This window comes from Sorangium sp. So ce363 (assembly GCF_051520435.1).
GTDB lineage: Bacteria > Myxococcota_A > Polyangia > Polyangiales > Polyangiaceae > Sorangium > Sorangium cellulosum_B.
The window spans coordinates 6,120,446-6,139,010 of record NZ_CP150333.1 but is presented as its reverse complement, the minus strand read 5'-3'; the positions used below and the strand labels follow the sequence as shown (position 1 = coordinate 6,139,010).

General features: G+C 72.6%; 15 protein-coding genes. 6 read left to right on the top strand and 9 right to left on the bottom strand.

The features are described from left to right. Positions 1-260: 260 nt before the first annotated feature. Positions 261-1,085, top strand: a complete 825-nt coding sequence (locus WMF12_RS22975) for a hypothetical protein (protein WP_437873643.1) — start codon at positions 261-263, stop codon at positions 1,083-1,085. A 186-nt stretch (positions 1,086-1,271) separates the two neighbouring features. On the opposite strand, the gene WMF12_RS22970 is transcribed toward WMF12_RS22975, so the two are convergent. Together WMF12_RS22970 and WMF12_RS22965 are read right to left on the bottom strand one after the other, a co-directional pair. Next, the gene (locus tag WMF12_RS22970) at positions 1,272-4,520 is read right to left on the bottom strand and encodes a serine/threonine protein kinase (RefSeq protein WP_437873642.1); all 3,249 of its coding nucleotides are present in this window, start codon (positions 4,518-4,520) and stop codon (positions 1,272-1,274) included. Continuing rightward, positions 4,517-5,785 (bottom strand): serine/threonine protein kinase, encoded by a 1,269-nt coding sequence (locus tag WMF12_RS22965; protein ID WP_437873641.1) that lies wholly within the window; start codon positions 5,783-5,785, stop codon positions 4,517-4,519. The genes WMF12_RS22970 and WMF12_RS22965 overlap by 4 nt, the downstream gene beginning before the upstream one ends. 228 nt (positions 5,786-6,013) lie before the next feature. Here WMF12_RS22965 and WMF12_RS22960 point away from each other — a divergent pair, with 228 nt between their 5' ends. From WMF12_RS22960 to WMF12_RS22945, 4 genes are all read left to right on the top strand, one after another. Then, entirely contained in the window at positions 6,014-6,607 is a 594-nt protein-coding gene (locus WMF12_RS22960; protein ID WP_437873640.1) for a hypothetical protein, read from the top strand. A gap of 72 nt (positions 6,608-6,679) precedes the next feature. Further along, positions 6,680-6,913 (top strand): hypothetical protein, encoded by a 234-nt coding sequence (locus tag WMF12_RS22955; protein WP_437555038.1) that lies wholly within the window; start codon positions 6,680-6,682, stop codon positions 6,911-6,913. Between the two features lie 748 nt (positions 6,914-7,661). Beyond that, positions 7,662-8,384, top strand: a complete 723-nt coding sequence (locus tag WMF12_RS22950; protein WP_437873639.1) for a DUF2914 domain-containing protein — start codon at positions 7,662-7,664, stop codon at positions 8,382-8,384. Positions 8,385-8,402: 18 nt separating this feature from the next. Beyond that, positions 8,403-9,191, top strand: a complete 789-nt coding sequence (locus WMF12_RS22945) for a hypothetical protein (protein ID WP_437873886.1) — start codon at positions 8,403-8,405, stop codon at positions 9,189-9,191. Between the two features lie 55 nt (positions 9,192-9,246). Here the strand turns inward: WMF12_RS22945 and WMF12_RS22940 are convergent, their stop codons facing one another. The 6 genes from WMF12_RS22940 to WMF12_RS22915 all read right to left on the bottom strand — a co-directional run bounded on the left by WMF12_RS22940 (position 9,247) and on the right by WMF12_RS22915 (position 16,802). Then, entirely contained in the window at positions 9,247-10,284 is a 1,038-nt protein-coding gene (locus WMF12_RS22940; protein WP_437873638.1) for a hypothetical protein, read from the bottom strand. Further along, complete coding sequence (locus tag WMF12_RS22935; protein WP_437873637.1) at positions 10,284-11,315, bottom strand: hypothetical protein; 1,032 nt, start codon at positions 11,313-11,315, stop codon at positions 10,284-10,286. Before WMF12_RS22935 ends, WMF12_RS22940 begins: the two co-directional genes overlap by 1 nt. Beyond that, on the bottom strand, positions 11,312-12,739 hold the full coding sequence (locus WMF12_RS22930; RefSeq protein WP_437873636.1) for a serine/threonine-protein kinase: 1,428 nt from the start codon (positions 12,737-12,739) through the stop codon (positions 11,312-11,314). The genes WMF12_RS22935 and WMF12_RS22930 overlap by 4 nt, the downstream gene beginning before the upstream one ends. A gap of 288 nt (positions 12,740-13,027) precedes the next feature. Next, the gene (locus tag WMF12_RS22925) at positions 13,028-13,885 is read right to left on the bottom strand and encodes a 1-acyl-sn-glycerol-3-phosphate acyltransferase (protein ID WP_437747746.1); all 858 of its coding nucleotides are present in this window, start codon (positions 13,883-13,885) and stop codon (positions 13,028-13,030) included. A gap of 238 nt (positions 13,886-14,123) precedes the next feature. Beyond that, positions 14,124-14,975 (bottom strand): formylglycine-generating enzyme family protein, encoded by an 852-nt coding sequence (locus tag WMF12_RS22920; protein WP_437873635.1) that lies wholly within the window; start codon positions 14,973-14,975, stop codon positions 14,124-14,126. 381 nt (positions 14,976-15,356) lie between these two features. Further along, on the bottom strand, positions 15,357-16,802 hold the full coding sequence (locus WMF12_RS22915) for a hypothetical protein (RefSeq protein ID WP_437873634.1): 1,446 nt from the start codon (positions 16,800-16,802) through the stop codon (positions 15,357-15,359). Positions 16,803-16,932: 130 nt separating this feature from the next. On the opposite strand from WMF12_RS22915, the gene WMF12_RS22910 reads away from it, so the two are divergent. Next, on the top strand, positions 16,933-17,784 hold the full coding sequence (locus tag WMF12_RS22910) for an MBL fold metallo-hydrolase (RefSeq protein WP_437873633.1): 852 nt from the start codon (positions 16,933-16,935) through the stop codon (positions 17,782-17,784). Between the two features lie 39 nt (positions 17,785-17,823). On the opposite strand, the gene WMF12_RS22905 is transcribed toward WMF12_RS22910, so the two are convergent. Next, positions 17,824-18,543 (bottom strand): DUF192 domain-containing protein, encoded by a 720-nt coding sequence (locus WMF12_RS22905; protein ID WP_437873632.1) that lies wholly within the window; start codon positions 18,541-18,543, stop codon positions 17,824-17,826. Positions 18,544-18,565: the final 22 nt, after the last annotated feature.

Genomic DNA, 18,565 nt, shown 5'->3' with positions numbered 1-18,565 from the left:
CACCGTCGCGCATCCGCTGTCTTAAGGGACGACATGGTCTTACTTCACGTTCAAGAAGGTGCAGAAAAAGGACGAGCGTCCCGAAAATGCCTTGACACCCAGGCCGATTACAGTGAATATCCATCCTGCTAGACTCGGCATCTTCGGCGCCAGGGTTCGTTTGAGGGTTCGGCATGAAATGACTAGCATCTGTTCTTGAGTGCACATGCAATGTCATTCCAAATCAACGAGGTAGAAGTATGAGTAGGCGCACGACGAGTTTGGCTGTTGCTTCCCTGGCTGCCGCGTCTTTCATCACGCTCGCTTCGGCTTCCGCGAGCGCGAAGGGCGCCGAGGACTGGGCGCTCGAGTTCATCGACAACGCCGTCAGCAACGAGTGGGGCACTGATCCCGAGTGCTTCATGAACTGGGACGACGCTGACCAGTCGGTGGCGTGGACCGGCATGACCAAGGGCGCGTGCTTCTTCACGCTGTCGCTGCAGAAGGCGATGGGGTACGCCCAGCAGGACATCTATGCGATGTGGGGCAAGAACAGCCCGTCGTCCGATTATTATTTCGACATCGTCAACGAGAGCCCGAAGGTCGGCGCGACCCCTACCGGGTTCGAGACGTACTTCCGCCGTGTCGAACGGGCGGTCGACATCCAGAAGGGTGATGTCTTCACCATCGGCGCCGTGCCCGTGGTCAACCCCGATGGCACCACCGGCACCTACCCCGGTCACACGATGATCATCATCGGCGCGGCGCAGGAGATCCTCCCGCAGATCAACCCCAGATACTCGGGGACGAAGCAGTACGCTGTGCCGATCGCGGACTCGACCAGCTCGGAACACGGGTGCGATGGCAAGTACAAGGACAGCCGGTTTAGCGGGACGTGCAACAACGGCGACATGGCCGAGGGCGCCGGGACGGGCTACGTGCGCGTGTACACCGACTCGTTCTCGGGCATCCTGCTCGGCTACACGTGGAGCGTCACGGCGTCGACTACGAGCTACTACTCCCCCTCCAAGCGCCCCTACCGGATCGGCAGGCTGGCCAAGCTGCCCGATCCGCTCCCGACCGAGCCGCCCCCGCCCCCTCCCTGATCGACGGCGACGCTCTTCATGACCACGGCGCGCTGGGCTCGTCAGCGCCTGACCAGCGAAGCCCTTACCCCGCAGGCCGGGGTAGGGGCTTGCCCCTTTTTGTCGGCCGGCGTGTCGAGGGGCCTGCCTCGTCCGTTGCGTCGTTGGCGTCCGTTGCGTCCGTTGCTCCATCGCGGCGACCTCGGTTCAGGGGATCTCGACCTCGGCCCGCGCGAGCTCGACGATCTCGAGGCGTTCGAGCATCGCGTCGGTGACCAGCGGGCCGGTCGGCCGCAGTCCGCGCCGCGCCTGCTCCCGCTCGTACGCGGCGAAGGCGCGGATCAGGAACGGGGGAAACGCCCGGAAGAGCAGCCTCGCCTCGGCCCGGAGCGGGCCGCGCCGCTGGCCGGTGCGGAGATCGTAGGTGTACCGGATCGGCACGCCGGGCGGTACGGAGCGCGTATCGATGATCGCGTCCGGCCCTTTGATGACGCCCCGGCTCGCGTCCAGGGCGCCGACCGGGAAATAGGTCTCGAGAAAGGCGTTCTGCCCCGACAGGTTCGAGCCGCAAGCGCCGGTGTCCAGGTCGTAATCGCCGTCCGTGAACCGGTCGGCGTGGTGCAGCCCCTGGCCGGGCCCGGCCTGGCAGGTGCCGTCTGCGGCCACGACGCCGATGCATCGGACACAGCGCAGAAAGCCGTTCTGAAAGTTGATGAGCCCCCGCCCCCGGAACGATGTGCCGCCGAGCCGTGGAGGTGGAGTCCAGAGCGGGACATCAGGCCCGTCACGCACATCCGCGCCGAACAGCCCGCCTGGAGCGCCCGCCGGCGCGAAGGGGCTGTTCGCCTCTGGATCGGTGGTCACCCGGGCGAACACCTTGTCTCTCAGATCCTCGTCGGCGCGGTCGATCCGGCCGACCTCGTAGACCACCCGCCCCTCTCCATCCCTCACCACGAGGTGAACCCAGAACTCGCGCTCCTGGCTGAAGCCGGCTGGCACCTTGTGCCCGGCGCCGGTGTTCTCGATCTCGACCGGGATCTCGATGCGATCCCCGGCCGCGCCGGCGCGGCGCGCGGCGCCGAGCTCGAAGCGGAACGTGTGGCGGAGCAAGAGATCGCGGCGGCGGCGCGCGCTCGCCGGAATGCCGTGCACGTCGAGCGACGGCTCATCGATGAGCGCGTCGGGGAACTCGTCCGACAGCGGCACATCCACGCCGGAGAAGTAATGGGTCGCGACGTCCGCCGGAGCGGTGGAGTGATCCGCGATCCGGCCCCGCGGGCGCGCGCCAGGCCTCCGCGGGGCGAAGCGCGTGTCGGGCGGGCACTCGGGATCTCCCGGCGACGCCTGCGCGGCGCTCGCAGGGGCGGCCTCGCAGACGCCCGGGTAGGTGCTCATGTGGCAGTCCTGGCAGGTCGCCGCCGGGCGGCCCGCGCGCTCCTCGGACCTCGCCCAGTCCGACCACTCGGTGTAGGCGTTGCGCAGCCGCTTGAAGTGCTCGCCCCGCGCCGCGGCGAGGCTGTCGCTGCCGAAGAGGCGCACGTCGTGGCAAGCCCCGCAGAACTCGCTGGAGCGCAGGTACGCCCTCGCGCTCGCCGACGGGCGACCGTGCACCACGGGCTCGACCGCGCCCGCCGATCCCGTCGGCTGGAGCCCGGCGCGCGCGGCCGCGCCCTGACCCGAGGGGAGCAGCAGCTCCTCGGGGCGGAGGTCGTAGCCGCTGTTCGCGATCCCGAACAGGCCGCGGCCGTCCTCGGGACGCGCAGGGAAGACGGCGCCTGTCACGAAGGATGTCCACGTCGGGTTGCCCTGGTACCCGGCGCGCCCGCGCGGGCCGACCGGGCCGTGCACCTGATGGCAGAAGCTGCAGGAGATCCCCTCCAGGCCGCGCCGGGTGAGCAGGTCGCGCACGGGGAGGCGCGCGCGGGGATCGCCGCCGGCGCGGCCGTCCCACGCGGGCATCGCGGCGTCGAGGTTCTCCGCCGGGCTGTGGCAGTTCACGCACCAGTGCTCGCCGCCCGAGCCGGTGACGGCGACGCCGCTCCGCCCGTCGCGGCAGGCGCGCGCGGGATCGGCCTTGCGCAGGATGCCCGCGCCGTTCGGGCAGTCGGCGGTGCGCCCGACCTGCTCCTCGATGAGGCTCTCCAGCGCGTTGAAGAGCGGGCTCTTCACCGAGTGCGCCATCACCGAGCGGCGCCACTCCGCGGCCTGGCGGCCGTGGCACGCCGCGCAGTCCTCCGCCGCCGTCCGCGCCTGCGCGAGCGGCGCGACCGGCGCGACGGCGACCGCGCGCGGCGCCGCTGGACCGGGCTCACCCCGCGAGAGCGCGAGCGCGGCCGACGCGATCAGCGCGCCGGCGCCGAGCGGCGCGATCCGCCACAGCCGCGCCGCGGCGCCGGCTGGGCCGCGCGGCGGGGGGGGGTCGCCCGCGTCGCCCGCGTCGCCCGCGTCACCCGCGCCGCTCGCGTCGCCCGGGCGCGCGCGCTCGCGCGGCGCGGGGCCGGTCCTCGCCGAGGTGGCCGCGCCAGCGCGACGGGAGGTCCGGGCGGCGTGCACCGGAAGCGCCGGCGGGCGCTCTTCGAGGAACCCGCTCAGCGCATCGGCGATCTCCTCGGCGCGCGGCGGCCGCTCCGACGGATCCGGATGGAGCAGCCGCAGCACGTAGCCCTGCAGGCCCGCGGGGAGCGAGGTCGCGACGCCCTCGATGAACGGCGGCGGCTCCGCGCGGGCGGCCTCGCCGAGCGCGTGCCGCAGGCCAGCGCCCGCGAACGGGTGCTCTCCCGCGAGCAGGCGGTAGAGCACGAGCCCGAGCGCGTACCGGTTCGCGGCGCTGTCCCAGATCGCGCCGTCGGCCTGCGCGGGCGGCGTCCAGAGCGGCGGGATCTCCGAGGACACCTGCGCGCCCTCGGCGCGGGGCGCCGTGGCGGCGCCGCGGCTCGCCGACCCGCCGACGAGGGCGGCGACGAGCGCGCTCGCGGGCAGCGTCACGCGGCCCGCGCCGTCCACGAGGACCGCGTCGGGCGAGAGCGGACCGGGGAACAGGCTGGCGCGCTCGCACGCGGCGAGCGCGCGGGCGACCTGGATGGCGAGCCCGAGCGCCTCCTGGAAGGGGACGGGCCCGCGCCGCGCGCGCATCCAGTCCGAGAGGGGCGCGCCCGCGAGCCGCCGCGCGAGCCAGACGCGCGCGCCGTCCGGGCTCGCCGCGGCGGCGCGCTCGCCCTCGGCCGGCGGGGCGACGCCGCCGTCGATGAAGCCGCCGACGCCGGCGCTCCCGAGCGACAGGAGGCGCGTCGCGACGGCCTGGGGCTCGGGCCCTGCCGGAGCGTCCTGGTCCGCCGCGCCGAGCCGCCACAGCTCTTCTCCTGCGCCCGCGCCGCAGCGCCATCGCGCGGCGCATCCCACGGCCGGGAGGGGCGCGCCTTCCGTGTAGCCTGCCTGCTCTGGCGACGCTCGCCTCACCGCGCCCCCTCCGGGGCGGCCGGCGTCGCGGTGCTGGCGGGCGGCTCCGGCGCGCCGTTCGTCGAGCGCAGCGCGCAGGTCCCGAGGCCCGCGAGCGCCGACAGCGTCGCGATGATCGCGATCGCGAGCCGGGTCGGGACGTCGCGCGGCCGGTCGATCTGCTCGACGAGCGCGATCGTGTCGGCGCGAGGCGCGTCCGCTCCGCCTGTGACGCGCGCGGCGCCCGGCGAGCTCGCGCGGTCGTGGTCGTCGGCGCGGTGCGGCACGCTGGCGCGGCCGCGATCGCCGGTGCGGTGAGGCGAGCTCGCTCGGTCTCGGTCACCGGTGCGGAGCGGCGCGCTCTCGCGGTCTCGGTCGCCAGCGCGGAGCGGCGCGCTCTCGCGGTCGTGATCGCCGGCGCGGTGCGGCGCGCTCGCGCGGACGCGGTCACCGGCGCGGAGCGGCGCGCTCACCGCGGTCTGGAACGGCTCCAGCCGATCCATGATGTCCTGAGCGAGGTACGGCCGATCCTCGGGCGCCTTCTCGAGCAGCTGGAAGAGCAGCTGCTCGACGCCGCGGGGCAGCCCGCTCCGCACGTCGTCGCTGAGCGGCGGCGGCTCCGCCGTGCATTGCAGGTTGAGCAGCTCCCGCGGCGACGCCGACTGGAACGGCGGGCTGCCGGAGAGCGCCTCGTACAGGATGAGCCCCAGGCAGTAGAGATCCGAGCGGTGATCGATGGATCGCGCGTCGATCTGCTCCGGGCTCATGTACTGCAGGGTGCCGACGCTCTGCGTGTTGGTCTGGTTCATCGCCTCCACGACCTTGGCGATGCCGAAGTCCATCACCTTCACGCCGCCATCCCGCTGCACCATGATGTTCTCGGGCTTGAGATCGCGGTGGATCACGGGCGGCTGCTGCCCGTGGGCCGCCGCGAGGGCGCTCGCCACGCTGGCCGTGATCCGCACCGCTTCCGGCCAGGGAAGGCGGCCAGCGGCGCCAAGGACGGACCGCAGCGTCTGGCCGTCCAGGTACTCGAGCACCATCACGAGCTCGCCGGAGGCCTCGATGCTGGCGAGGCTCCGGACGATGTTCGGGTGCTCGAGGTGCGCGAGGATCTGCATCTCGTTCAGGAAGAGCCGGCGTCCCTGCTCGCTCCGGGCGAGCTCGGGGCGGAGCACCTTCAGCGCGACGCGCCGGCGCGACAGGCGCTCCTCGCCCTCGTAGACCTTGCCCATCCCGCCCTCGCCGACGAGGCGTCGAACGAGGTACTCGCCGATCTGATCCATGCGCGCCGTCTCCTCTCCCTCTCCCTGACCGGGGCGTCTCTTCTACGTGCGAGCAGGGCCGATGGCTTACACCCGAGCCCGCGCCCGGATCGCTGCCGGGCCCCTCCAGCGAGCGCGACGTCCCCCGCTCGGGCGGCTCGTCGCCGGAGGAGAGGATCGCGGTTCCCTGCGGCGCGGGGTATCGAAATCCTGCGCCTCGATGGAGGGCGCGGTGGTAGAACCGCCCCCATGCTCCCACGCCGGATGTCGTTCGCTCGAGCGGCGATGATGGCGCTCGCGGTCTCGGCCTGCTCGAGGACCCCGGCGGAGCCAGAGCCGCCGCCGGCCGTCTCCAGCGCGCCATCCGCCGCGCTGCTCGCGTGGGACGTTCCGGGGAGCTGGGCTGCGCTCGACGTGCCGCGCGCCGGCCCGCGCAAGGCCCTCTACAAGGTGCCGAGGGCGGCGAACGACAAGGAGGACGCCGAGGTGCAGGTCCTCTCGTTCGGTCTGGGGAGCAAGGGAGACGTCGACGCGCGCTTCAACGAGTGGTTCGCGCAGTTCGATGGCGACGTCGGGGCGAGGGCCAGGCGCGCGTCGCTCGATGTGCGCGGCATGCCGGTCGAGCTGGTCGAGGTGGCCGGCACCTACAAGATCGCGCTCGGGCCGCAGTCCGGCGCTCGCAAGCGATCGCCGGTGGAGATGGTGAAGGACAACTACCGGCTCGTCGGCGCGGCGGTGAGGACGCCGGATCGCGGAAACTGGTTCTTCAGGATCGTCGGGCCTGACGAGACCGTGCAGTCGGCGCGGTCGGCGTTCCGGAGCATGATCGAGTCCGCGCGGTGAGCGAGCGAGAGGCCGAGCGGCTGCGAGCGCGGCGCTCGCGGCGCGCGCCGAGCACATGATACGTTGCGCGCCATGGACGACCGAAAGCGAGAGGCGCGCACGCCGGCCGAGATCTTCCGTGTCGAGGCGGAGGCCGAGGCGGAGCAGAGCCGGCTCTGCGAGGAGAGCAAGCACCAGCTCGCCAACCGCTGCCCGGAGTGCGGCAGCCTCGGTAGCATGGAACTCGTCGACGGGCTCATGCGCTGTATCGATTGCGACGAGGTGGTGGCCGCAACCCGCCAGCTGTCCGGCTTCGGCCGCCGCTGAATCCCTGTCGCGCTGCCGCGTGACCTCCCGCGGAAATCCCGATGAAATCCCAATAGATCCCAGTTGAAACGAAAACCGACGCCTGAGCCTCTGCCGGAAAGAACTCGCCGGGCGTGGCGCTTTCCAGGTGATTTTCAGTCGGATCCGTGACTATTCTGCGAACATTGGCGTTCTCGCGCCCGGTTCAGTTTTCGCCCCAGACGCGGTGCACGGAAGTCCACGCAGGTCAGCCGGCCGGGGCGTTGACAGCAGGACTGAAGTCTTGAAGGAGTTGGAGATGAAGCGGATCTCAGCGGAGAGCTCGGACCACCCGTCGCGGGAGACAAGCCAGGGATCCCGGGCGAGGACGGCACGAGGCGCGAGCGGGGGTCTGCTCATCCTGATGATCGAAGACAGCGCGATCACCAGCTTCGCTACGACGCCAGAGGGCGAGTCGACCAACGGTCCGCGCCGGTCCCGTCCGAAGCACTGACCCGGAGCGCCGCGAGGCGCCTTGCGGACGTGCGCTCCCATCGGAGCGCCGGCACATCGCGACGCGGTGCTGTCACACATCAGGGATTTCCTGATGAGAACTCGGAGCCTCGGGATGGCTGCGTTCTGGACCCCACGTCCAGCGTGCGGTGACGAGCCCTCGTGAGCCTGGCGCGGGCCGCTGGGTCGCTGGCTGTCGGGTTGCCGTTTTTTCGCCCCCTCCGCTGAATCGTGGCACCTCGTCGGTGTGGACACCCGGGGAACGACACGGAAAACCATGGTCCTGGCGCTCGTCGCCGCTGCTCTCGGCGGGGCGGGGCTCGGTTGCAGCGATCCGAGCGAGGCGATCGCGCGGATCTCCCGGGAAGAGCTTCCCGCGCTGAGCCGCGCGGCGGAGGGGAGGCCGGGCGGCGGGTCCGAGGGGCAGGCGAGCGCGGCGGCGGCGGGCGAGGCGCGATCGGACGCGGCGGTGCCGATCCGGGCCGCGGCGAGCGGCGCTGCCGCGGACGAGGGCCGCAGCGACGCCGACCGCCTCGACGCGGCGGACGCGTCGCCCGCCCGCGGCCCGGCGCGGGAGCGTCGCCGCAGGTCGGGGTCGGCTCAGGAGGCGCGCTCCGCCGCGGGCGCGGCGCAGGGCGGCGTGGGAGAGGGCGCCGCTCGGGCGCCCGAGCTCCAGGTGATGCGGCTCGTCGTCTCGAAGGGCATCGCCGGCCGCGAGCCGATCGAGCCGGCGACCTCGTTCGCGAGCGCGGAGATCGACCGCCTCTACGCGTTCGTCGAGCTCTCGAACAAGGACCAGGCCACCTCGGAGATCAGCGTCGCCTTCACGCCGCCCGATGGCAGCGCGCCGCTGCGCATCCCCCTCGCGGTCGGCGCGCAGCGGCGCTTCCGTACGTGGGCTGCCACGCGGAAGGCGCGCGCGGCGGGGCTCTGGTCGGTGACGGTCAGCGACGCGGCGGGCAAGGAGCTCGCGCGCGCCTCGTTCACGATCACGAAGTAGGAGGCGCCCGTGGCTCGCATGTTGTGCTCGCGCTCCTCCGCTCTCCAGGGCGCTCGCCGCGCCGCCGTCATCGCCCTCGCGCTCGCTGCGGGAGGCTGCGTCTCCCGGGCCGCGCCGGCGCCGGAGCCTGTCGGGACGCCACGCCCGCCGGCGACCGCCCCCGCCCCCGGCGCGCAGGTAGGGTGGTTCGGCTTCTGGGTCCCCGACGGTCCCGCCGCCAGGGTGCTCTCGCTGCACGTCCAGGAGAGCGACGAGGACGAGCCCCCCGACGCCGAGCCGCCCGCGCGCACTCCGGCGCCCGGCACGACGCCGGCGGAGGCCGACGAGGAGCGCCGCTACGTGGTCCTGCCTGGCGTCGAGCTCGCGCCCGCCGTGGAGCAGAAGGTCGCGGAGATCGCGTCCGCCTACTTCCGGCGGACCGGAAAGGAGCTCGTGGTCACGAGCGGCACGCGGGATCCCGCGCGGCAGGCCGAGGCGATGCACGAGCTCTTCCGGCACGGCGCCGATGTCCTCGGCCTCTACAAGGACAAGACGGCGGCGCGCGAGATCAAGAGCGCCTACGAGGAGGGGCGCTCGGCCGAGCACCCGCCGGAGGCCATGATCGCCGCCCTCGAGCGGGTGATCCGCGCCCAGATCGATCGCGGCGTGTTCATCTCGGCGCACCTCCGGGAGGGCGCCGTCGACATCCGGAACCGGGACATGACACCCGCGGAGAAGCGCGCCTTCCTCGAGGGGGTCGACGAGGTCGGGGGCGTGTTCGCGCTCGAGGAGTCGCGGCCGCCCCACTACCACCTGCAGATCGATTGAGCCCAGGAGGACCCAGCGGTCCGCGCAAGGCGACCGCCAGGCTGGCGGCTGCGCGTCACTCGTCGTTGAAGCGGACGATCTGTCCCGAACCGGAGTTCGTCCAGTAGACGCCCGTCCCGTCCGCGGCGATGCCCGTCGGGCCCTCTTGATTCGCCGCGATCTCTTGCGGACCGCCGGCGCCGTCCTTGCGGAGCCGGTAGACGCTCTTCGCCTCCTGGACGGTGATGTAAAGGTAGTCCCCATACGTCGCGATCCCGGCGGGAGGGCTCGGCAGCTCTTTGTCGAGGAGGAGCACTGCGGCGTCTCCGTCCGCTCCGCTCCGCGGAAACCGCATGACGTTGTTCCCGTGGAGCCAGTAGAGGTTGGCCTCATCCAGCACGAGCAGCCCCGGCGGTTCGAGCTCCGAGAAGAGCTCCTTCTTGGGGGCATCACCGCTGATATCGATGACCGAGAGCGTCTTGTTCTTGGGATCGGTCCAGTAGACGAGGGAGCCGTCGATCACGACGTAGAGCGGCTCGCCGCCCTCCGTCAGATTCGTTCGACTGCCGCCTTGCTTGGACACCGAGGTGATGCGGTTGGCGTTCGGCCGAGCGCTGTAGACGTTGTCGGCGCTCAGCGCGATCGCGCTTGCGGCGCCGCAGCTACCCCACAGCATCTCCCCGCCAGCGGCGGGAATCGGTGCTGCTTTCGGTAGCCTCAGCAGCTTGTCTCGGGTATCCCCCGCGTCGGGGTCGCAGTCGCCTTCGAAGGCGGCGTCGGTGCTCGACCAGTAGACGTGAGTCGCGTCCAGCGCGATCGCGTCGGGCACCTCGTTGGAAGGCCCGAGCAGATCGATGACCGCCCAGTCATCCTTGATCTGCCTCCGGAGCGCGCCGCCCGTGAAGCTCCCCTGACTCCCGTCACTCCCCCTGTTGATCCAGTAGATCGCTTCCTCGTCGAGCGCGATGGCGCGAGGGTCCGCCTGGTTTTCGGCGATCGTCATCAGCTGGATCACCTGGCGATCCTCGAGCCCCGCGATCTCGGCGCAGCCGTTGAGGCCCGGCGCGAGCGCGGCGAGCGCCAGCGTCACGGCAGAGCACTTCGAGCTTCGCATCACCAATGGCCTCCGAGCACCACGCGCCCCCCGTCCGAAGCGACGCTGGGCGCGACCCACACGCGCTCGACCGTGGCAGCCTGCTCCGGCGAACGAGGGGACATCAGCACCATCGCGAGGCCGGCCCCGAGGCACACAAGCCCGGCGCCGACCGCGATGTTCGAGACCATCGCGGTCGTCCGGGCGCTCTCGTTCGCCTCGACGTCCGCGTGGCTGCAGCGGAAGCTGCCGCTGCACCCCTCCTCGACATCCCCCGCTTTCTGTATCGTCAGCACCCCGAACACCGCCCCCACGCCGATCCCGGCGATCCCGACGCCGCCAGCGACGAAGCCGAGCGCGCGCATCGGGTTGCCGGTCGCCTCGGGCTTCGCGGCCTCCGGACGGGCAGGCGGCGGGGCAGGGGGAGCCGCCTTCGCCTCCTGAACGGCGACGTCCGCGAGCGGCGGGATGGTCACCCGCGTCGTGCTGGGCCCGGGGTCGAGCGTCACCCGCTGCGACCAGGGCTGCTTGCCCGGCGCCTTGGCCTCGACCGTCGCCGTGCCCGGATCCACGGGGATGCCCGAGCCCGTGGCCGCGGTGGCGCTCAGCTCCTTGCCGTTCAGCGTGATCGTCATCGCAGGAGCCGCCTGCGTCGCCTGCGCCGCGTCCAGGACGAGACGCGTCAGCCTGGCCTCCAGCTCGGACGCGCGCTTGGCCGCGAACTGGGCGCGATCCTGCTGTCCGGCGCTCGCCGCGAGCGAGGACGCCTCCGTGAACTCGGCCCATGCGCTGGCCGTCTTGCCCTCCTTCTCGTGGCAGACCGCCAGGTTCAGCAGCGTCCCGACCGTGGGATCCACGCGCTGGCTCTCTGCGAGCTTCGGGCAGGCCTCCTGGAGCTTGCCCTCGTCCATGAGCTTCTTGCCGTCCTGGAACAGCCCCTCGGCGAGCGCCTTGTCCGCCGCGGTCGGCTGCGCCAGGAGCGGTGAGGTCAGGCTGGTCCCACAGAGCAGCGCGAGCCATGCGCCCGCGTGTCGCGCTCGTAACGATCTCAATGGCGGCTCCTCAGCATCTCGTCCTCGCTGGTCGACCTCGGCGGTCTCGGCGGGTGGCCCGGCTTGAGCGGCGCTCCGGAGGCGGTCGCCTTCGGGCGCGCGTCGGCCGCAGCGCTGCCCGTGGGAGCCGCGCTCGGCGCAGGGACCGGCGGCGCTGCCGGGCTCGACGCCTCGGTCGTGGCGCTGGCGGTCGCGGCCGGAGCGCCCGGCGCTGCAGCGGGGGACTCGGGCCCGAGCGCGTCGACCGCGGCGCGCTCGGGCTGTTGTGACACGGCGGCGCTCGGCGCCTGCGACGCCACGCGCACGCTCGCGACCAGCCACACGCCCGCCCCGGCCGCGCTGGTCAGCAACGCGGCCACGCCGGCGGCGACGAGCAGCCTGCGCCGCGAGCGGCGCCGGTTGCTCGTGTGCGACCATGACGCGCCGGACAGCCTGTCGCTGTCCTCGGCCGCCCTCGAGTTGAGCAACGTCTGTCCGGCCGGCGACGCCGCGCCGATCGCGCTCTGGATGCGCGAGGTCGAGAGCTTCGCGAAGCTCGACCCGAGCGGCTCGAGGGCCTGCGCGAGCTTGCCGACGTTGGCGTACCGCTCGCTCACGTCGCGCTCCAGGCAGCGCGAGACGATCCGCTCCAGCGTGGCCGGCGCGTCGCTGCGCTTGTCGCGGAGCCGCGGCACCGGCTGGTGCAGGATGTTCGCCATCACCGCGGCGACCGTCTCGCCCTGGAATGGCGGCTCGCCCGTCACCAGCGTGTAGAGCAGCACACCGAACGACCAGACGTCGGCGCGCCCGTCGACGGTCCTCGGCGCCATCATCTGCTCGGGCGACATGTACCCGGGCGAGCCCATCACCTGCTTCGTCGACGTGAGCCCCGGCTCCGCGGGCGAGTCGAGGCCTTGCCCCTTCGAGATGCCGAAATCGAGGACCTTGATGTGCCGTGTGCCGTCCGCGTGCTCGGCGAGGAACAGATTCGAAGGCTTGATGTCCCGGTGGACGACGCCGGCCGCGTGCGCCTCGGCCACGGCCTCGAGCGCCTGCAGTACGTAATCGACAGCGTCCTGGATGGACAGCGGACCGTGGGTATCGATGACCTGCTGGAGATCGAGCCCGGTCAAGAACTCCATCACCATGAAGGGCACGCCGGTCTCGGTGGTGCCGACGTCGAACACGCGCGCGACGTGCTCGCCCGACAGGCGCGCCGCCGTCCGCGCCTCCCGCAGGAAGCGCGTGACGGCCTCCTGGTTCGCGAGGGCGTCCTGGCGCAGGATCTTGATGGCGACCTTCTGGTCGAGATCCTCGTTGCGCGCCGCCAGCACGACGCCCATTCCGCCGATGGCCACGACCCGCTCGACGCGGTACTTGGCTGCGATGAGCTCTCCCGGCTGGGCCAGCGGTGCGAGGAGCTGCGCGGTGCGGTCGGGGGTCACGGCTGGCGTTCAAGCCTACATGAACGGACTCGGTTTTCCGAGCGCCGCGCGAGGCCCAGCGCCCTTTGTCGCGCGCCCGCTGGTTTTGGAGCGCCGCGCGCCGCCCGCTCGGGCCATGGGCGCGCTCCGGACGTCACTGCACGCCACGGCGCCGCCATTCTCCTGCGGTTCGCCTGTCAACCGCGCGGCCCATCAACCACGCGGCCCATCAACCACGCGGCCCATCAACCACGCGGCCCATCAACCACGCGGCCCATCAACCACGCGGCCCATCAACCACGCGGCCCATCAACCACGCGGGAAGAGACCGTGCCTGCCCGCCGCGCGGAGCTCGTCCAGCCCGGCCTCCATGCGCTCGACGATCCGCGCGAATGCGCGCTCGACCTCGTCCGGGTCGCTCGCGGCCTCTCTCGGGAGCCCCAGGTGCAGCGGGCGGAGCACCCTCGTGTGGATCTTCACCGGCAGGGGCACATGGGGGATCGGGATGCCGGCGATGAGCCCCCACGGCAAGGCGAGGCCGAGCGGCGCGACGTTCGAGCGCGCGAGCTCGGGGAGGCGGAGCCACCTGGCCAGCCTGCTCCCATCCGTGGCGATGTAGAGGGACTGGTGCGCCCCCACGCTCACGATCGGCACGATCGGCACGCCCTCGCGGATGGCGAGCCGGACGAAGCCGCGGCGCCGGCCGAAGCGGATCGTGTACTGCGCCGAGGTGGGCTTGCACGCGTCGAGATCGCCGCCGGGGAAGACCAGGACCGCCGCGCCGCGGGCGAGCGCTCGCCGCCCGTTCTCCGGGCTCGCGGCGATGGCGCCGCAGGCGTTGAGCCAGGCGCCGGCCTTCGGGACGTTGAACGGGAGATCGTGCATCAGCCCGTAGGACAGCCGCGAGGGCCCATAAAGGCGCCAGAACGCCGTCATGTGGCAGTACATATCGGGCATTCCCGTCATCGCGTTGTGGTTGCTCACGGCGAGGAAGGGGCCGTCGGGCAGCTGCTCTTCGAGCTCTGTCTCGCAGCGGAAGTAGTCGTCGTAGAGGAAGCCGAGCAGCGGGAGCACCCGGGCGATGAACGCCGGGTCGCGCGCGTCGAGATCGTCCGGGCGGGCGCGCCCGCGGCCCTTGAGCGCGAACGCCGCGATCGCGTCCTTCACGAGGTCAAGGCTGGGGCGAGGCTCTCTCGGTAAGGTCAGCACCGTTCACGGTGCCCTAGCGTGCGGCCGAACCGAGGGGAAGCGGTTCGTTCAGGACACCTGCCGCGAGGCCTCGGCGCGGGTTCGCGTCCGTTACCCGCGACGCGCCGCCTGCGGTCGCGCCGAACGCCCGCTGCGCGCCGCGCCCTCGAGCCGCGCGCGTGTGGGCCGGAGGGCCGGATCGTCGCCGCCGGCTCGCTCACTCGACGTCACGGCAGCACCGGAAGCCGGTCTCGTAGTAGCGGAACCCGTCCCCGTGCGCCGGGTTCGTGGAGCCGCACCGCGGCTTCGCGCCGCCGAAGCAGCCGGACCAGTAACAGCCCTTGAGGACGTGAGGATACTCGTTGACGTGGTATCGGGTGCGCACCACCCACTCCTCGACGTTCCCCGTCATGTCGTGGACGCCGAACGCGCTCGCGCACCCGGATCGCGAGCCGCTCGGCTCGGCCTGGTACAGCGCCTGGACCTCGGCCAGCGCCTCGTCGGAAGGCCAGGAGCCGAGCGCGCCCTCGTCGGGCGCTCTCCACGTCTTGTTGTCGTTGCAGCGCTCCGCTTCGTGGGTGTTCCCGTACGGATAGACGAACGCCTCGGGGCCCTGGCACGCCGTGTCCCACTCGTCCTCGGTGCAGAGGCGCTTTCCGCGCTCCTCGCACCAGGCGCGCGCCGAGACGGCGCTCTCCATGACGAGCGGCAGGGCGCCTTCCACGTTCGGCGCCTCGAAGCGATCGATGCAGTATCCCTGGACCTCGGCCATGTCGGGCGGGCAGGGCGCCGGGGGCGTCGTGTCGAGAGGGAAGTCCTGCTCGTCGGTTCCGTCGCTGCCTCCCCCGCCGCCGCCTTCTCCGGGGCCCCCGCCGTCTCCCGCGCCGCTGCCTCCGCCCGATGTCACGGACGCCGACGAGGAGGACGAGGACGACGCCGCCGCGCCCCCGCCGCCCGGGGCGTCGTCCATGCCGGCGCCGAGACCGCCGTTGCAGGCAGCGCTGAAGAACGCCACGAGCCCTAGCAGCGAGGTGAGCCGAGCGGCGAGGGGGAGAGCTCCAGAGCGCATTGCGGGCTCCTCATCGGACAACGTGTCAGAGCGGCCGTCGCGCGTCGAGCGTGCGCCGCGCTTCCCGTGCTCCGCGCCGTGGTTCATCGCGTCAGATCGTCCTCGACATCGACATTCGTCCTCCGCCTTCCTCCCTCATCGATCCTCGTGGCGCTCGGACGGAGTTCACCCGCAGAGGGCGGCAACGCGCGACAGCGGTGCTCGGACGCGACAGCGCCGGGAAAAAGCAGTTCAACCGTCGAGCCGCGACCGGGGTACCTTGAACGCCAGGAAGAGAAAATTCCACGGATTGTTCGCTTCGTTGGTGCCGTACCGATCTCTCCTCCCGGGATTCGGGTTCTCGGTTCCGGGTCGCGGGACCCGGCGCGGCCGAGCGACGCGCTAGAAGCGGAGCTTACATCGGAGGATCGCGCTCGGTGTGACACGCGCGGCGGTCAGCCGGCTCGCGCGCGCGTCGACGCGGACCTGGACCGCCACCGAGCCCGCGAGCGCGCGGCCCACCAGGTCGCGCGCGAGCAGCCCTACGGCGCCGGTCAGGTGCGACATCGCGGCAGAGCCAGCCAGGAGCGAGCATGGGATGGATCCAGATAGATCCATCCCGATCGCGGCGTCCGCGCCGTTGCGCTCGACGGTGCCCGTTCCTTTGAGCTTCAGCGCGCCGGCGGCGACCTCCACGCCGCTCAGCGCGACGCGCTGGCGGTCCGCAGAGAGGCGCGCGTCCGCCTTGATGGTCGTGGTGTTGCCGAAGAGGAGCCCGTCGAGCTCCTTGGGGTGGGGCAGGGTGAAGCCCTTGACCGTGAGCGCGATCGGCCCTTCGAGCGGCGCCTTGGACAGGGCGGTCCGGTCCGCCCCATCCGCGAGCCGCAGCTCGAGCGCTCCGGCGACGACCATCGTCGAGGCGCCGACGTCGACGCCGAGGAGCGCGCCCACCGCGGAGAGCGGCGTCGGCGCGAGCTCGATCGAGGCGCTCGGCGAGGGGCGCGGCCGGAGCTCGGCCCTGAGCGGCGCTGAGACGAGGTCCTCGCCGCCGAGGCCCAGGGTGATCGACGCTGCGCCGATGGACCAGGCGATGTCGGTGCGCGCGATCTCCTTGCCGGCGACGAGCACGCGAGCCTGCTTCAGGACGCCGAGCTCCGGCCGCGGCGCGCCGGGCGGCGCGGCGGCGCCCTCGACCGGGGCGGCCGCGCGCCGCTCGAGGGCGCCGTCGGCCAGCGCGAGCACCTCCGGTCCGCCTTCGTGATCCCGGAGACCCAGGCGGACGCGGCCCGTGGTGAGCGGCAGCGCCGCCGCGCGCGGGCCGTACTGCGCGACCCACGCAGGCAGATCCTCCAGGGCGTCGGTCCCCACGAGGGTGAGCTCGACGCCTTCCGTCGCGATCCGCGCGGGCGAGAGCCCGCGCAGCTCGATTGTGGCGCGCGCGACCGTGCCCGAGATCCCGCGCACCCCGAGGAGAGAGAAGCGGCCGTCGCGCAGGCGGATCGAGCCGAGATCGACGTCGATCTTCCCGGGATCGAGCGCGACGCCGCGCGCGCGGGCCTCGGCGATGATGCGCCGGCGGAGCGCGGGAGGACCGAGCACGACGAGCGCGGCGACGGCGGCCGCGACGACGGCGACGACCACGAGCGCCGCGATCAGGGCGCGGCGGCGCCGCTTGCCGCGCGCGCCTGGCGGCGCGCCGCCGCTCTCGCCGGGGGCGCGCGGCGCACCGTTCTCGCCAGGGGCGCGCAGCGCGCCGCCGCTCTCGCCGGGGGCGCGCGGCGCGGCGAGCGGCGCCTCCGCGTCGGTGTCGGGGGAAGAGGCAGAAGCGGGGCGAGGGGAGGGCGCCACGAAGTGGGATCCCTGTAGCGTCGTTCGGGCGCCGTCGCGAGCGCTTCGCGCGGCTCGGCGCGCTTGCAGCCGAGCCCTCGCCTGCGCTACGGGTCACAGAGCCGCCTGTAGTCCGGTCCCGGAGCCCGGTATGAAGATCACCATCATCGCGAGCGGGAGCGGAGGCAACGCCACGCTGTTCGCTTCCCGCGGCACGCGGGTCCTCGTGGACGCCGGCGTCGGGCCGCGGGTGCTCGAGCAGTGCCTCTCGGCGGCGGCCGCGGGCGGCGCGGACGGCAGGCTGCTGCCCGACGCGATCGTCATCACACACGCGCACGCCGACCACGTCGGCGTGGCCGCCAGGTACAACAAGAAGCACAAGATCCCGATCTACGCCTCGGAGGCGACTGCGCGCGCGGCGGAGCTCGGCGATCCAGAGCGCGTCCGGGCCTTCTCGTCGCGCGAGCCGTTCGCGGTGGGCGCGCTCACCTTCTCGCCGAGGCCGCTGCCGCACGACGCGGCGCAGGTCGCGCTCGTCGTCGACGACGGCGCGCGGCGGGCCGCGCTCGTGACGGATCTCGGCGAGGTCCCTCCGGGGCTCCTGGAGCACGTCGCCGGCTGCGATGTGGTGATGCTCGAGTCGAACTACGACGCGGGGTTGCTCGAGGCCGGCCCGTACCCGCAGCACCTCAAGCGCAGGATCCGCTCGGCGCGGGGCCACCTGTCGAACGCGCAGGCGTGCGAGCTGCTCGCGGCGCTGCCCGGGGGCACGCACACGGTCGCGCTGATGCACCTCTCCGAGGTCAACAACCGCCCGGAGCTCGCGCTCGACGCCGCCCGTGACGCGCTCGTCGGCCGGCGCACGCGCCTCGTCGCCGCGCCGCCTCGGGGGCCGCTCGTCCTCGACGCGGCGGCGCCGCCGGCCCCTCCGTCCGGCGCGGCGCGCTCGTCGCTCGGGCCGCCGGCTCCCCCGCGCCAGCTCGGTCTGTTCACGGGGATATGAAACGACGCTCCGGCCGAGGCGCCGCCGCTCGGGCGCGCGTCAGATCCCCTCGAGCCGCACCTTCTGGCCCGCGACGACGCCGTGGCGCCGCGCCCAGCCGGCGTTCAGCTCGAGGACGTACGTCGACGGACATCCGACGTCGAAGGTCGAGTCGTTGAGCGTCGGGGTGTTCTCCTCGATACCGACGATCGTACCGTCGCTGTCGATGAACAGCATGTCGAGCGGGATGCACGTGTTGTGCATCCAGAACGAGTGATTGTTCCGCTGCTGGAAGACGAAGATCATCCCGCGGTTCTCCGCCATGCTCGTCCTGTACATGAGGCCGCGGGAGCGCTCTTGCTCTCTCCTGGCGATCTCGACGGTGACATCGGGGGCCTTGGCCTCGAGGAAGGTCACCTTGCCGGTCGCGAGCTGGAACGGGCCGGTCGGGTCCTCGGGGCACGCCGGATCCGGGCCGGTGAGCTTTGGAGACGGCCGCTCCGGCATCGACGGCGTCGGCTGGATGCAGCGGCCGGCGTCCCGCTCCCCGGTCGAGGCGGGCGGCGTCCCGGTCGAGGCGGGCGGCGCAACGTCGCCCACGTTGCTGCTGGGCGTGAGCGAGAGCGGCTCGTCGACGCGGCGCTCGCACGCGCCAAGGGCGATCCCGAGCAGCAGCGCGCCCAGGGCGGGAACGAGCGAGGCGAGCGCGGCGGGAATGGCCAGCGAGGCGGACGTGGTGGACGTGAACGGACGGGTCGCGAGGGCGCAGCGCGAGCTCATGCCGCTTCCTACCACGGCGACG